13 protein-coding genes are annotated in these 13,400 nt (G+C 71.4%); 8 read left to right on the top strand and 5 right to left on the bottom strand.

The window, feature by feature from the left end; all coding sequences use genetic code 11:
- The first annotated feature begins 217 nt into the window (after window positions 1-217).
- The 8 genes from fabD (at window position 218) to ACOOE8_RS02590 (ending at window position 6,734) form a co-directional block, all read left to right on the top strand.
- On the top strand, window positions 218-1,162 hold the full coding sequence (gene fabD / locus ACOOE8_RS02625) for an ACP S-malonyltransferase (protein ID WP_420393328.1): 945 nt from the start codon (window positions 218-220) through the stop codon (window positions 1,160-1,162).
- A complete protein-coding gene (gene fabG / locus ACOOE8_RS02620; RefSeq protein ID WP_420393327.1) occupies window positions 1,162-1,896 on the top strand; it encodes a 3-oxoacyl-[acyl-carrier-protein] reductase in 735 nt (244 codons plus the stop codon). The genes fabD and fabG overlap by 1 nt, the downstream gene beginning before the upstream one ends.
- Window positions 1,897-2,070: 174 nt before the next feature.
- Complete coding sequence (locus ACOOE8_RS02615) at window positions 2,071-2,310, top strand: acyl carrier protein (protein WP_420393326.1); 240 nt, start codon at window positions 2,071-2,073, stop codon at window positions 2,308-2,310.
- A 39-nt stretch (window positions 2,311-2,349) separates the two neighbouring features.
- On the top strand, window positions 2,350-3,603 hold the full coding sequence (gene fabF / locus ACOOE8_RS02610) for a beta-ketoacyl-ACP synthase II (RefSeq protein ID WP_420393325.1): 1,254 nt from the start codon (window positions 2,350-2,352) through the stop codon (window positions 3,601-3,603).
- Window positions 3,604-3,689: 86 nt separating this feature from the next.
- Window positions 3,690-4,781, top strand: coding sequence for an endolytic transglycosylase MltG (mltG, locus tag ACOOE8_RS02605; RefSeq protein ID WP_420393324.1), 1,092 nt, complete (start codon window positions 3,690-3,692; stop codon window positions 4,779-4,781).
- 2 nt (window positions 4,782-4,783) lie between these two features.
- Window positions 4,784-5,674 (top strand): YicC/YloC family endoribonuclease, encoded by an 891-nt coding sequence (locus ACOOE8_RS02600; RefSeq protein ID WP_420393323.1) that lies wholly within the window; start codon window positions 4,784-4,786, stop codon window positions 5,672-5,674.
- Complete coding sequence (gene gmk, locus ACOOE8_RS02595) at window positions 5,671-6,321, top strand: guanylate kinase (RefSeq protein WP_420393322.1); 651 nt, start codon at window positions 5,671-5,673, stop codon at window positions 6,319-6,321. The genes ACOOE8_RS02600 and gmk overlap by 4 nt, the downstream gene beginning before the upstream one ends.
- A complete protein-coding gene (locus ACOOE8_RS02590; protein ID WP_420393321.1) occupies window positions 6,318-6,734 on the top strand; it encodes a hypothetical protein in 417 nt (138 codons plus the stop codon). The genes gmk and ACOOE8_RS02590 overlap by 4 nt, the downstream gene beginning before the upstream one ends.
- A 28-nt stretch (window positions 6,735-6,762) precedes the next feature.
- Here the strand turns inward: ACOOE8_RS02590 and rsmA are convergent, their stop codons facing one another.
- The 5 genes from rsmA to ACOOE8_RS02565 are packed head-to-tail and all read right to left on the bottom strand — an operon-like array spanning window position 6,763 to window position 13,256.
- The gene (rsmA, locus tag ACOOE8_RS02585; protein WP_420393320.1) at window positions 6,763-7,671 is read right to left on the bottom strand and encodes a 16S rRNA (adenine(1518)-N(6)/adenine(1519)-N(6))-dimethyltransferase RsmA; all 909 of its coding nucleotides are present in this window, start codon (window positions 7,669-7,671) and stop codon (window positions 6,763-6,765) included.
- Window positions 7,672-7,680: 9 nt separating this feature from the next.
- Entirely contained in the window at window positions 7,681-8,601 is a 921-nt protein-coding gene (locus tag ACOOE8_RS02580) for a SurA N-terminal domain-containing protein (protein WP_420393319.1), read from the bottom strand.
- Between the two features lie 48 nt (window positions 8,602-8,649).
- Entirely contained in the window at window positions 8,650-10,983 is a 2,334-nt protein-coding gene (locus ACOOE8_RS02575) for an LPS-assembly protein LptD (RefSeq protein ID WP_420393318.1), read from the bottom strand.
- Complete coding sequence (gene lptG / locus ACOOE8_RS02570; RefSeq protein WP_420393317.1) at window positions 10,984-12,087, bottom strand: LPS export ABC transporter permease LptG; 1,104 nt, start codon at window positions 12,085-12,087, stop codon at window positions 10,984-10,986.
- The gene (locus tag ACOOE8_RS02565; protein ID WP_420393316.1) at window positions 12,084-13,256 is read right to left on the bottom strand and encodes an LptF/LptG family permease; all 1,173 of its coding nucleotides are present in this window, start codon (window positions 13,254-13,256) and stop codon (window positions 12,084-12,086) included. The genes lptG and ACOOE8_RS02565 overlap by 4 nt, the downstream gene beginning before the upstream one ends.
- Window positions 13,257-13,400: the final 144 nt, after the last annotated feature.

Raw genomic sequence — 13,400 nt, 5'->3', positions numbered from 1 at the left:
CCGTTCAGCCCTCGGCCAACGGTGAGCGAGGCGCCATGTAGGTCCTCGCCGCCCATCGAATCAAGCGTGAAGTTGGGCCGGCGCATGGATTGAAGCTGGCGCACCTTGACGCGCGACCACGCAGGATGGTGTCAATCAGCCCTTCGGGACGCGGCTCCTGTCCGCCTTCGCCCGATCGGACCTCGACCCTCAACGAAAAGAAGCGTTCCTCATCCCCATGACAACCGCGCTCACGTTCCCCGGCCAGGGCAGCCAGTTCCCCGGCATGGGCCGCTCGCTCGCTGACACCTATCCCGCGGCGCGCGCCGTGTTCGAGGAGGTCGATGACGCACTCGGTGAGCCGTTGTCGCAGCTCATGTTCGAGGGACCCGAGGAGACGCTGCGGCTGACCGCCAACGCGCAGCCCGCGCTGATGGCGGTGAGCCTTGCAGCCATGCGCGCGCTCGAGGCGGAGGGCGTCAAGGTGCGCGAGGCTGCCCTCGTCGCCGGGCACTCGCTCGGCGAGTACAGCGCGCTCGCCGCCGCCGGCTCCCTTGGGGTGGCCGATGCCGCGCGCCTGCTGCGTCGGCGGGGCGAGGCCATGCAGTCCGCCGTGCCGTCGGGGGAGGGGGCGATGGCCGCGCTCCTCGGGCTCGACATCGACGCCGCCGAGGCCGTGGCGCGGGATGCCGCCGGCGATGGGGTTTGCGAGGTGGCGAACGACAACGCGCCCGGACAGTGCGTCGTCTCCGGCGACCGTGACGCGGTGGAGCGTGCGGTGGCGCTCGCCAAGGAGCGCGGCGCGCGCCGGCCGATGCTGCTGCCCGTCAGCGCGCCCTTCCATTGTTCGTTGATGCGCCCCGCAGCCCGCGTGATGGAGGAGGCGCTCGCCGCGACCGCGCTGCGCTCGCCCACGACGCCGCTGCTCGCCAACGTCTCGGTGCGTCGACTGACCGACCCGGACGAGATCCGCGACAGCCTCGTCGGTCAGGTCACCGGCCGGGTGCGCTGGCGGGAGGGCGTGCAGCGCTTCGCCGGGCTCGGCGTGACGACGGTCGTCGAGGTCGGAGCCGGCAAGGTCCTCACCGGCCTCGCCAAGCGCATCAACCGGTCGCTGCGTACGTTCGCGGTGGGCGAGGCGGACGACGTCGCGGCGTTCGTCGGGGCCTGGGCCGAGGCTTGATGTTCGACCTTTCGGGCAAGGCCGCCCTCGTCACCGGCGCCACGGGCGGCATCGGCGGCGCGATCGCCGCGGCGCTGAAGGCCCAAGGGGCGCGCGTCATCGTGACCGGCTCGACGCGCGAGCGGGCCGAGGCGGCACGCGAGGCGCTCGGCGCGGACGCAGCCCTCGGCGCGGACCTTGCGGACCGCGCGGCGGTGGACGCGCTCGCCGCCGACGCGGAGGCGGACGGCCCGGTGGACATCCTCGTCAACAACGCGGGGATCACGCGCGACGGCCTGATGATGCGCATGAAGGACGCGGACTTCGACGCAGTGCTGGAGGTGAACCTCACCGCCGCGTTCCGCCTTTCGCGCGCGCTCATGCGGTCCATGCTGCGTCGCCGCACGGGCCGCATCGTGTCGGTGGGCTCGGTGGTGGGCGCGCAGGGCAACGCCGGCCAGGCGAATTACGCCGCGGCCAAGGCCGGCCTCGTCGGCTTCTCCAAGGCGATGGCCCGCGAGGTCGCCGCCCGCGGCATCACCGTCAACGTCGTCGCGCCAGGCTTCGTGGAGACGGCGATGACCGAGGCGATCCCGGACGACCAGAAGGCGGCGCTCATCAAGGAGATCCCCGCCCAGAGCGCCGGCCGTCCGCAGGACGTCGCGGCCGCCGTCGTCTACCTCGCATCCGACGAGGCGCGCTACGTCACCGGCCAGACGCTGCACGTCAACGGCGGCATGGTGATGGGCTTCTGACGTCGGCGGCGGGCGCGGCTCGCCGCTTTTCAAACCGCGAAAAGGTGTGATACCGCCGTCCGCGATCTGGGAGCCCACAGTCGGATCCCGCTGAGAACCCCCCCGCGCACCGCCGCGACCCGACACCATCCCTAGGGCCAACTGGAACGGCCTCTAAGGTTAGAAGGACTTGCCATGAGCGACACCGGTGAACGCGTGAAGAAGATCGTCGTCGAGCACCTCGGTGTCGAGCGCGAGAAGGTGACCGAGGACGCCTCCTTCATCGACGACCTCGGCGCCGATTCGCTGGACACGGTCGAGCTCGTGATGGCGTTCGAGGAAGAGTTCGGCGTCGAGATCCCCGACGACGCGGCGGAGACGATCCTTACCGTGGGCGATGCCATCAAGTTCCTCGACAAGAACGCCACGGCGTAGCACGCACACGTCGGCGGACTTGTTCATCGGGGGGTCATAGTGCGGCGCGTGGTGGTTACGGGGCTGGGGACGGTCAACCCGCTCGGGGACGGCATTGAAGCCTCCTGGGCGGGCATCCTCGCCGGCCGGTCCGGCGCTGCCCCGGTCACGCGGTGCAAGGTGGACGACCTCGCCTCGCGCATCGCCTGTCAGGTGCCTCGCGGCACGGGGCCGGGCGAGTTCGACCCCGACCGCACCATGGACCTCAAGGATCAGCGGAAGTTCGACGAGTTCATCCTGTTCGCCGCCGCGGCGGCTGCCGAGGCCATCGCAGACTCCGGCTGGCGACCGACCGAGGAGGAGGAGCTCGACCGCACCGGCGTCCTCATCGGCTCCGGGATCGGCGGGCTCAACTCCATCGAGTACTGCTCCAACGTCCTTGAGGAGCGAGGACCGCGCCGCATCTCGCCCTTCTTCATCCCCGGGGCGCTCATCAACATGGCGGCCGGCTTCGTGTCGATCCGCTACGGCTTCCGCGGTCCCAACCACGCCGTGGTGACGGCCTGCTCCACGGGAGCGCACGCGATCGGCGACGCGGCGCGGCTCATCGCCCTCGACGATGCGGACGTCATGGTGGCGGGCGGCGCGGAGGCGTCGGTCGGCCGGCTGTCGCTCGCCGGCTTCGCGGCCTGCCGCGCGCTGTCCACGGGCTTCAACGATCAGCCGCAGCGCGCCTCGCGACCGTACGACAAGGACCGCGACGGGTTCGTCATCGGCGAGGGCGCGGGCATCGTCGTGCTGGAGGAGTACGAGCACGCCCGCCGGCGCGGCGCCAGGATGTATGGTGAGGTGGTGGGCTACGGCCTGTCGGGGGACGCGCACCACATCACCGCCCCGGCCATGGATGGCAACGGCGCCTACCGCTGCATGGCGGCGGCGTTGAAGCGCGCTGGCGTCATGCCCGAGGACATCGACTACGTGAACGCGCACGGCACCTCGACGCCGCTCGGCGACGAGATCGAGCTTGGCGCGGTCTCGCGCATCGTCGGCAACGGCGAGCGCCTCACCATGAGCTCCACCAAGTCGGCGACGGGCCACCTCCTCGGAGCGGCGGGCGCGGTGGAGGCGATCTTCTCGCTCCTTGCGATGCGGGACCAGGTGGCGCCGCCGACGATCAACCTCGACAACCCGTCGGTGGAGACCGCCATCGACCTCGTCCCCCATGAGGCGCGGCAGAAGTCGATCGACGTCGTGTTGTCCAACTCGTTCGGGTTCGGCGGGACGAACGCCTCGCTCGTGTTCCGTCGGGTCTGAGCGGGGAGGCGCCTGTGCGCGGCAGGAGGCGAAGCGTCGACGGCGCGAAGACGGAGGCCGGGACGCCGCGTCGGCCGAAGCCGTTGGTGACCAACGGAAGGCGCGCAGGGGAGCGCCGCGGTTCGCCCGACGCGCCGGCCCCCCATCGGCGGTCGCAGGCGGCGCGGCACCCCGTCGTGCTCCTCGCCAACATGGTGATGTTCGCGGTCGTCGTCACGCTCGTCGCCGGCGTCGCCCTCCTCGTCATCGGCCAGCAGATGTTCACCGCCCGCGGGCCGCTGACCGAGGACGTCGGCGTCGTCATCGAGCGCGGGGCTCCTGTGCAGTCCATCGCCCAGGGGCTGCGCGAGCAGGGCATCATCACCAACGAGTACGTGTTCCTGGCGGCCGCCTACGGCACGGACGTCGTCGGCCGCATGCAGGCGGGCGAGTACCGCATCCCGGCCGCCGCCTCGATGGCCGAGGTGCTCGACCGGCTCGTCTCGGGCCGCGTGATCCAGCACGCCATCACGTTCGCGGAGGGGCTGACCTCGGCGCAGATCGTGGCGCGGCTGATGGCGGACGACGTGCTCACCGGTCCGGTGGAGGAGATCCCGCCCGAGGGCTCGCTGCTGCCCGAGACCTACAACTACTCACGCGGGGAGGCGCGCTCAGCGGTGCTCGCCCGCATGCGGGCCGCGAGGGACGCCGCCGTCGAGCGGGTCTGGCGCGAGCGCGATCCGGACCTCCCCATCGAGACGCCCGAGGACCTCGTCACCCTCGCCTCCATCGTCGAGAAGGAGACCGGGCAGGCGGACGAGCGCGAGCGCGTCGCGGCGGTGTTCGTCAACCGGCTCGAGGAGGGCATGCGCCTGCAGTCCGACCCGACGATCCTCTACGGCCTTTATGGCGGCGAGGCCTGGTCCGAGCCGCGCACGATCTACCGCTCCGACATCGACCGGCAGACCCCGTACAACACCTATCAGATCGACGGACTGCCGCCCGGCCCCATCGCGAACCCCGGGCTCGCCGCGCTGGAGGCGACCGCGCGTCCGGCCGAGACCGACGAGCTGTTCTTCGTCGCCGACGGGTCCGGCGGCCACGCGTTCGCCGAGACGTACGAGGCGCACCAGCAGAACGTGGCACGCTGGCGCGAGGTCGAGGCCGGTCGCGCCTCTGCTACGTCCGGGACCCGGTAGGCGTGAACGCGAGGGGCGACGCCACGGTCCAGTCGATGACCGGCTTCGCGAGCCGTGAGGGCGAGCACGACGGCACCGCCTTCCAGATGGACGTGCGCTCGGTGAACGGGCGCTCCCTCGACGTGCGCCTGCGGTTGCCCACGGGGCTCGAACGGCACGAGCCGGAACTACGCCGCATGATCGCCGCCGCGTTCCGTCGCGGCAACATCGCGGTGTCGATGACGCTCCGTCATCGCGATACGCCCATGCGCTACCGCATCAACCACGAGCAGCTCGAAGCCTACGTGGAGGCGATCCAGCGCCTTGCCAACTCGACCGCCATCGCAGCACCGCGCGCCGACGGCCTGCTTGCGCTGAAGGGGGTCGTGGAGGCCGCCGCCGACGAGGACATGGCCATGTCGGGGGCCGTCCTCCTGGAGGAGGTCGGCGCGCTGCTGGCGGACCTTGCCGCCGACCGTGGTCGCGAGGGCGCGCGCATCGTCCCAGTCATACTCGACCACCTTGCGCAGATGGACCGGCTGCGCACGGAGATCGACGCTCACCCCGAACGCGCCGTGCCAGCGATCAAGGCGCGCATCGACCGGCAGGTGGCGGAGCTGTTGTCCGGCCAGCCGCTCGCCCCCGAGCGCCTCCACCAGGAGGCGGCGCTGATCGCGACGCGCGCCGACGTGCGCGAGGAGCTCGACCGGCTCGCCGCGCACATCGAGGCGGCGCGCGAGCTCCTCGGGGAGGGTGGCAACGTCGGCCGCAAGCTGGACTTCCTCGCGCAGGAGCTGAACCGCGAGACCAACACCATCTGCGCGAAGTCCCCGCACCACGCGATCACTGCCATGGGGCTCGAGCTGAAGGCCGCGGTCGAGCAGATGCGCGAGCAGGTGCAGAACCTCGAATGAGCGACGCGCCGCCCGCTCGTCACATCGCGCGGCGTGGGCTCCTCGTCATCCTGTCCTCCCCGTCGGGCGCGGGGAAGAGCACCCTGTCTCGGCTGCTCCTCGAGCGGGACCGCTCCCTTTCCCTCTCGATCTCCGTCACCACGCGCCCGCGGCGCAACAGCGAGGTTGACGGCGTGCACTACCACTTCTGCACCGCGCGCGACTTCGAGCGCATGCGCGAGCGCGGCGACCTCCTCGAGTGGGCCGAGGTCCACGGCAACCGCTACGGCACCCCGCGGGACTTCGTGGACCAAGAGCTCGCCGAGGGCCGCGACGTCCTGTTCGACATCGACTGGCAGGGCGCCGACCAGATCCGTACGACGCTGGCGAGCGACGTCGTGTCGATCTTCGTGCTGCCTCCCTCGGGCGACGAGCTGCGCTTCCGCCTGGTGCGCCGCGCTGAGGACGACGAGGCGACCATCCTGCGCCGCCTCGGCAACGCGCGCGAAGAGCTCGGGCACTACACCGACTACGACTACGTGGTGGTGAACGACGCGCTACAGGACGCGCTGGACGGCGTCGAGGCGATCCTGACCGCCGAGCGGCTGAGGCGGCGCCGGCTCACCGGCGTGGACGGCTTCGTCACCGGCATCGTGGAGGCGCTTTGACCTCCGGCCTCGTCATCGCGCGGGCCCGGGCGAGCGCCAACTTCGGCAAGCTGCGCACGCCCATGGCGACGTCCCAGGGGCGCATCTCCGCAGCGCTGATGCGCGGCTTCGACGTGCTCGGCGGGATGTGGATCCCCGGCACCGCGACGCTGTTCGCCGACACGCTCGCCTTCGAGGGCCTTGCGCTGCACCGGGCGATCTACGGCGAGGCCGTGCGTGCTGCGCTGCCGCTCGCCGAGGTCGACAGCGTGACCGTGCGTTCGGGCATCGCCTCGCGCGTGGTCGTCCTGGCGATCGCCGGTGGCGTGCTGCGCCTGCGCGGCTTCCAGATCGATGGGTTCGCGGCGAGGGTGGAGGGTCAGCGCCGCGCGCTGGCGGAGGGGTCGGACGCGCCGCCGCACACAGGGACCTGAGCCCCTTCAAGCTGATCCGGAAGAAGGCCTAAGGCTTTGCTCGCGCTGTCATCGCTGCGTGGGCTTCAGCGAGGCGGACGAAGTCGGCGACCGGCACCCTCTCGGCGCGCTCGGTGGGCATGATGCCGACCTCGGCGAGGAGCGCCTCGGGGTCCTTCGTCAGCGTCTTCAGGCTGGAGCGCAGCATCTTGCGGCGTTGGCCGAAGGCGGCCGCAGTGACGGCTTCCAGCATCGCGACCGGCGCGTCGGACGCGGTGCTCGGATCGAGCCTTACAACGGACGACCATACCTTGGGCGGCGGCACGAAGGCGGACGGCGGCACGTCGAACAGTCGGGTCGCGCTCGCGCGCACTCCGGTGAGGACGGCGAGGCGTCCGTAGTCGTCCTCGCCCGGTGCCGCTACGAGCCTCGCCCCGACCTCGCGCTGGACCATCACCGTCGCCGAGCGCCACCACAGCGGCCAAGGGGCAGTGAGCCAGTTCACGATCAGCGGGGTTGCGACGTTGTAGGGCAGGTTCGCGCAGATGATCGCGCCACGCGGCGCAAGGGCGGTCCAGTCGACGGCAAGCGCGTCGTCCACGTGCAGCGTCAGGCGTCCCTCGGCCGCATCGACAAGTGATGCGAGGACGGCGGCGACGCGTTCGTCCTTCTCGACGGCGACGACCTCGGCGCCGGCGGCGAGGAGGGAACGCGTCAGCCCGCCCGGGCCCGGCCCGACCTCCACGACGGTGGCACCGAGGAGGGCCGCGTCGGAGGGCGCGCCCGGCGCGCGGGCGGATCGGGCGATCTTGTCGGTGAGGTTGAGGTCGAACAGGAAGTGCTGGCCGAGGGACCTCTTCGTCCCGCGCGCGTCGAACCCTGCAGCGGCGAGCCCCTCGCGCAGCGTCGGCAGCGCGGCGAGCCGACCCCTGAGGGCGGCGAGCTCGGCCCGGCCCACGCGCCGCGGTCAGCGGATCTCCACCACCGCGTCGCGACGGAGCTGGCGCAGGTACTGCTTGACGAACGCGTCGCCCCGCTCGGACTGCATGTCCGGCTCGAGCGCCTTCATGGCAGCGTTGGTGGAACGCATCGCCTTTTTGTCGCAGACGGCGAACATGACGAGGCCGATCGCGGTCTGCACCGGCTCCGACAGGCGGCCGACGGCGACGTCCTGGACCGCGTCGCCGATGGGCTTGGGCAGCTCGGCGTGGGTGCGGCGGCCGTACTGGCGCACGACGACGTTGCGCGTGCCCTTGGCGCCCTGCAAGCCGTCGCTGCAGGACGTGAAGCTGCTGCGCACGTTGGCCGCCGTCGCCTTGGCGCTCGCCAAACGCTGGTCCGACGGGTCCTTCGGCAGGGCGACGATCACCTGATGAAGGTCGTACTCAAAGGTGTCGATCTCCTTCTCGAGGCTGTCGTCGCGCATGAGCGCCGCGACGAGGTCCTGCTCGGTCACCTGGAGCGCTGCGGAGAAGCGCGTCCGGGTCAGCCGTCCGAAACCGATCTGCGCCCGGATGCGGTCGCGCAGCGTCCCGATGTTGACCCCGTTCTGGGCGAGCGCCTGCTCGAGCTTCGCGGGCGACAGCTTTACGCGCTCGGCGATGGCCGCGATGGCGCGGTCGACGTCCGCCTCGTCCACCGTGAGCTTCGCCTGCCCGGTGGCGTCGAGCTGGACCTGCTCGTCGATGAGCTCCTCGAGCGCCTTGCTTTTGAGGTTCCCCTTGGTCCCGGTGAGCTTGAGGAGGCGCTCTCGCTGGCCAAGGTCGTAGCTCGTCACCGCCTTGCCGTTGACCACGGCAACGATGGTGGTCTGCGCCGAGGCTGCGCCAGGTGCGCACAGGAGGGCGACGGCGAGGCCGAGCGGGACGAGGGAGGCGAAGCGGAACATGACGTCACCCGTGTCAGACGCGACGGGCGGAGGTAGCGGGAAGGCGCCTTAGTTATCAAGCCCCGTGGAGACCGTGGCGTCGCCGATGGTCCTCAGGCCCACGCGAAAGAACACGGTGCGGTCCACCGGCTCGTCGGGCAGCCCGCCCCGGTCCTCCGAGAACGCGAGCGACACGGACAGGCTGTCGTCATCGTAGGCGACGCCGAACCCGTCGCGGATGACGTCCTTGTCCTGGAGGTCGTAGCGCAGCTGGCCGAACACGCGGACCTGGTCGAACACGCGCAGCGACGCGGCGCCGTGGACCTCCGAGCGGTCGTCCACGAGGCCGAGGTCCGGCTGGGCGGCGAGGAAGGCGTAGACGAGGCGCGTCGACAGCGGGCCGGTCCTGGTCGAGGCGGCGACCTCGGCACGCTCGACCTCGAAGGTCTCGTCGTCGAAGCGCCCCTTGGCGGTGAGCGCGAGCCCGCCGTTGGTGTCCAGGGTCAGCCCTGCGACGTAGTCGGACCGGTCGGAGGTGAGGCCGGAGTGGCCCGCGCTGTCGAGGATGTCGGGCACGCGGTAGGAGTTGCGCCCGGCGAGGTGGTAGGACTGCCCGAGCGTCGCCGACAGGAACGCGCCGGAGTAGGTCTGCAGCGTGTACCGCAGGCCGACGTTGGCGCGCACTCCGCCCTCCACGCGGTCGTAGCCGGAAAACCTCGTCGGGCCGAACAGGTTGGTGTCGTCGAACACCACGGACTGGGCGTCCTCGTTGGGCAGGTCGCCGATGAAGTTCTCGCTCGGACGCGCGATGAGCTCGCCGATGGGCTCGACGGTCTGCGTGCCCCAAGGCGCGGTGACGAGCCACGGCCAGCGATAGGTGAGCCCGATCCACGGCATTACGCGGCCGACGAGGGGATCCTCGGCCAGCGCGTCGACGTCCACGTCGCGGTTGTCGATGTGGAACAGGTCGCCGCGCACGCCGGCGAACGGGGTCATCACCTGGCCGTAGGGGCCGATGAAGCGCCTGCGCCAGCCGAGCTCGGCGCTCGCCCGGGTGAAGGTGCCCTCAACGCCGCGGAAGCGTGCGGTGAGGCGGTCGTCGACGATGGCGCCGAAGGCGTCCGTCTCCTGCCGGGACAGGGAGGTGAGGTTGAACCCGTAGGCGAGCTCGCCGCCCACGATCGCACCCTCGTGGACGCCCTCGTAGTCGATGGCAGGGTGGACGTAGGCCTGCTTGCCTTGCAGCCGCTCGCCGACCTCGCTGAACGGTGGTGGCGGGTTCAGTACCTCGTCGGTCTCGTAGTCCTCCTGCAGGATGCGGAACGCCCACAGCTGCGCCTCGAAGTGGTTCCTGACGCCGAGGCCCTCGAGGTAGAGCGTCGTCGGCAGGGTCGAGTTGTCGCCGGTGGACTGCTTGTAGTCCGACAGGTAGCGCCGGTCGGTGGAAACGGTGCTTTCCCAGCCGTAGCGCCAGCGCGGGTTGATGTAGAAGTCGCCCTCGGTCGACAGCGAGCCTCGGAACTTGCGCTCGCCGCCGGAGCCGTCGAACGCCTCAGGGTCGAGCTGGCGAATGCCGGTGGCGCGGACCTCGAAGCGGCCGCCCGCGGTGCGCTGGCGGTACGTCACGTCGCCGAAGACGCCCTGGCGCGACAGCGGCGTCGCCCCGAACGTGACGTCGGCGGTCGGCCCCAGCGTCTGGAAGTAGGAGCCGCGGACGCCGACGCCGAGGAGGTTCGAGGCGATGAAGGTGGGGGTGAGGACGCCCGACTTGCGTCGCACCGTCGGGTCGGGGATCGAGAAGGTCGGCAGCGCGGCGACGGTGTTGCCGAACAGGTCGAAGCGCGAGCCCTCGAAGGTCAGCTCGCGGTCAGCCTCGTCGTAGATCACGCGCCGCGCCCTGATCGCCCAGGTCGGCGGGCGGTCGGGGCGACGCCGGCAGGTGTAGCAGGCGGTGTAGCCGGCGTTCTCGAAGATGGTCACGTCGCCCTGGCGCGAGGCGTCCGTGGCGGCGAGGCGGGTGCGGTAGATCGTGTCGACGCGCAGGCTCCTGAGGAACCCCTCGCGAAGGTCGTCCGACAGGTCGACCTCGCGCGCGACGACGATGTTGCCCTCGGGCTCCTCGAGCCGCGCGCCCCCTGAGGCGCGGAGGCGGTTGGCCGCCCTGTCGTACTCCACGCGCTCGGCGAACAGCTGGTACCCCCCGTAGGCGATGAAGACGTTGCCGGTGGCGACCGCGTTGCCGGTGTTGGTGTCATAGGTGAGGAGGTCCGCCTCGAGGAGGAGCGGCGCGTCGTCCTCGACGGTGGCGGGACGCTCGAAGACCTGCGCGGTGGCCGGGCCGGCGAGCGCCGTGCACAGGACGAGAAGCACCCCACGGGCAACCTGCGCAAGGCGGCGGTTCACCTAGCCGTCCTCGCTGAACAGGAGCGCGGTGGTGCCGAAGAGGGTCGCTGCGACCCCGGGCATCCAGGCGGCGAGGATCGGAGGGACGGCGCCCGCCTCGCCGAGGTCCGAGGCGACCGCGGAGGCGACGTAGAGCACGAAGCCCGCGACGACGCCCCCGGTTGCCGCCCGCGCGACGCCGCCGAGCCGCACCAGGCGCAGCGACACGCTGGCGGCGATGAGCACCATCGCGGCGAGGAGGAGGGGGCGGGCGAGCAGCAGATGGTACTGCATGGCGAAGCGGTGGCCCGGCAGCCCTGCGCGTTCGGCGAGCGCCACCGCGTCCGGCAGGTTCCAGAACGCGATGGCGTCGGGCCGCGCCACCGCCTCGCGCACCTCGGCGCGCGACAGCAGGGTGGGAAGGCGGGCGCTTGAAAGGTATTCGCGGGCACCGCCGGCGTCGTAGCGCACCACGTCGACGAGCGTCCACGCGCCGTCGCCGAGGACGGCGGTCTCCGCCTGGAGCCGTCCGGCGAAGCGGTGCGCCTCGTCGAACAGGTGCGCCTCGACCCTGTAGAGCGTCAGCCCGTCCGACGAGGCGGCGGAGGCGTGCATGATGGACGACCCCTCGGCCCCCTCCTGGCGGAACCACACGGTCTCTCCGCCGCCGGTGAGGCTGAGCGCGTCCTTGCCGAGGACGCGGGCCGCGAGCGCGTCGGACGCCTCGCGCGCGTTCGCCGACAGCGGGTTGTAGAGCGTCGTGGCGAGGACGCCGACGGCGAGCGCGACGGCGAGGGCCGGCGCGACGAACTGCCAGGCGGAGATCCCGGCGCCGCGCATGACCGCGAGCTCGAGGCGCCGGTTCAGCGCCAGGAACGCGGCGATGGCGCCGAACAGGACGGCGAAGGGCAGGAACTCCTCGCCGAGCGCCGGGGTCTTGAGCAGGGAAGCGAGGACGGCGGTGCCGGCGTCGAAGGTGTCGCGATCCACGGTGCGGCGGACGAGCTCCACCGCATCGGCGAGGAAGATGATGGCCGCGCCGAGCAGGAACACGCCACCGATCCATCGCACGAACGTCATGGCGACATAGCCGAAGAGGACCGGCCCGGTGCCGAGGACGTTCACGCCGCACCCCGGGCGGCGCGTCCCGCGGTGAGCCGGGCCGCACCCCCGGCGAGCGCGCCCGCCCAACGCTCGTGGAAGGTGATCGTCCGGTCTGTCGCGATGACGGCGAGCGCGGCCGCGGCCACCGCGGCGAGGAGCACGTAGACGAGGAGCGCCAAGGCCGGCACCTCTTCGGCGGCGAGGAGTGTGGCGTAGGTCGCAGCGCGCACCGCCGCCACGGCGACGCCCGCGGCGACGACGCCGGCCATGCGTCCCTGCCGGTGCATGCGCGGGTCGCCGACGAACAGGAACACGACGAGGGCGTAGACGAACGGCGCGAGGGGTTGCGACAGGCGGTCGTGCAGCTCGATCCAGAAGCGCGTCTCGCGCTCGGCGCGGTACGTGTCGGTGGGGTCGACCGGCGCAAGGAGCTCCGCGAGCGTCCGCTCGGACGGCCGGAACGTCGTCTCGACCGGGCCCGACGCGAGCGCGGTGAGGTCGAAGGCGTAGGCATCGAACGCGACGACGGAGAGCTCGCCCTCCGGCCGCTCCAGGCGCTGGAGGCTGCCATTCGTCATCACGAGGAGGGTGTTGTCCTGTGCCTCCACTACCCGCCCAGTCTCGGCGAGGTAGGTGAGTTGCGAGGCCTCGTTGCGCCGGTCGTCGAGGAGGAGGCCGAGCAGGGTGCCGTCGGCGGTGCGGTCGCGGATGTGCACCGTGAGCCCATCCTCGATCTCGATGAACCGGCCGGGCTGGACGATGGAGGTTACGACGTCCGCCCTGACCTCGGTGATCATCACGCGGGCCTTCGCGAGCCCGGCTGGAGCAAGGTGGACGACGCCCGCCGTGACGAGCACCGAGCACACGGCCGCCGCAGCGAGCGCCGGGGCGAGGAGACGGAGCCGGCCGGCCCCCGCTGCGCCGATGACGACGAGCTCGGAATCCCGGTTCATCGTGTCGTAGACGATGACCATCGCGATGACGAAGGCGATGGGTGCGAGGAGCGTCGCAAGGTACGGGACAGCGGCGAGCGTCAGCTCGAAGAAGGCGAGGAAGGTCTGCCCCTTGGCGGTCACGAGGTCGAGGCGCTGCAGCGCCTGCGTCGACCAGATGATGGCCGTCAGCACGGCGAGCCCGGCCGGGAACAGCGTGAGGATGCGCCTTGCCGTATACCAACCGATCAGCGGCATGCACCTTCCAGAACGCATCGGCGCCGGCCCGGCCGACGCACTGACCCTCAGCGCCTACACGAACGCTGCATAGGGATGAACACGGCGTATCCTCGTCCGCCGAGAAAGGCGTCGCGCGTGGCCCGCAAGCCTCACCCCGACCCT

The sequence above is a fragment of the Acuticoccus sp. genome (assembly GCF_965213555.1).
Taxonomy (GTDB): Bacteria; Pseudomonadota; Alphaproteobacteria; order Rhizobiales; family Amorphaceae; genus Acuticoccus.
This window is presented reverse-complemented; position numbering and strand designations above follow the sequence as displayed.

What these genes read in the sequence shown, in the direction of transcription:
- fabD (WP_420393328.1), top strand. Translation starts at nt 218, where the DNA reads ATGACAACCGCGCTCACGTTCCCCGGCCAGGGCAGCCAGTTCCCCGGC.
- fabG (WP_420393327.1), top strand. Translation starts at nt 1,162, where the DNA reads ATGTTCGACCTTTCGGGCAAGGCCGCCCTCGTCACCGGCGCCACGGGC.
- ACOOE8_RS02615 (WP_420393326.1), top strand. Translation starts at nt 2,071, where the DNA reads ATGAGCGACACCGGTGAACGCGTGAAGAAGATCGTCGTCGAGCACCTC.
- gmk (WP_420393322.1), top strand. Translation starts at nt 5,671, where the DNA reads ATGAGCGACGCGCCGCCCGCTCGTCACATCGCGCGGCGTGGGCTCCTC.
- ACOOE8_RS02580 (WP_420393319.1), bottom strand. Translation starts at nt 8,601, where the DNA reads ATGTTCCGCTTCGCCTCCCTCGTCCCGCTCGGCCTCGCCGTCGCCCTC.
- ACOOE8_RS02565 (WP_420393316.1), bottom strand. Translation starts at nt 13,256, where the DNA reads ATGCCGCTGATCGGTTGGTATACGGCAAGGCGCATCCTCACGCTGTTC.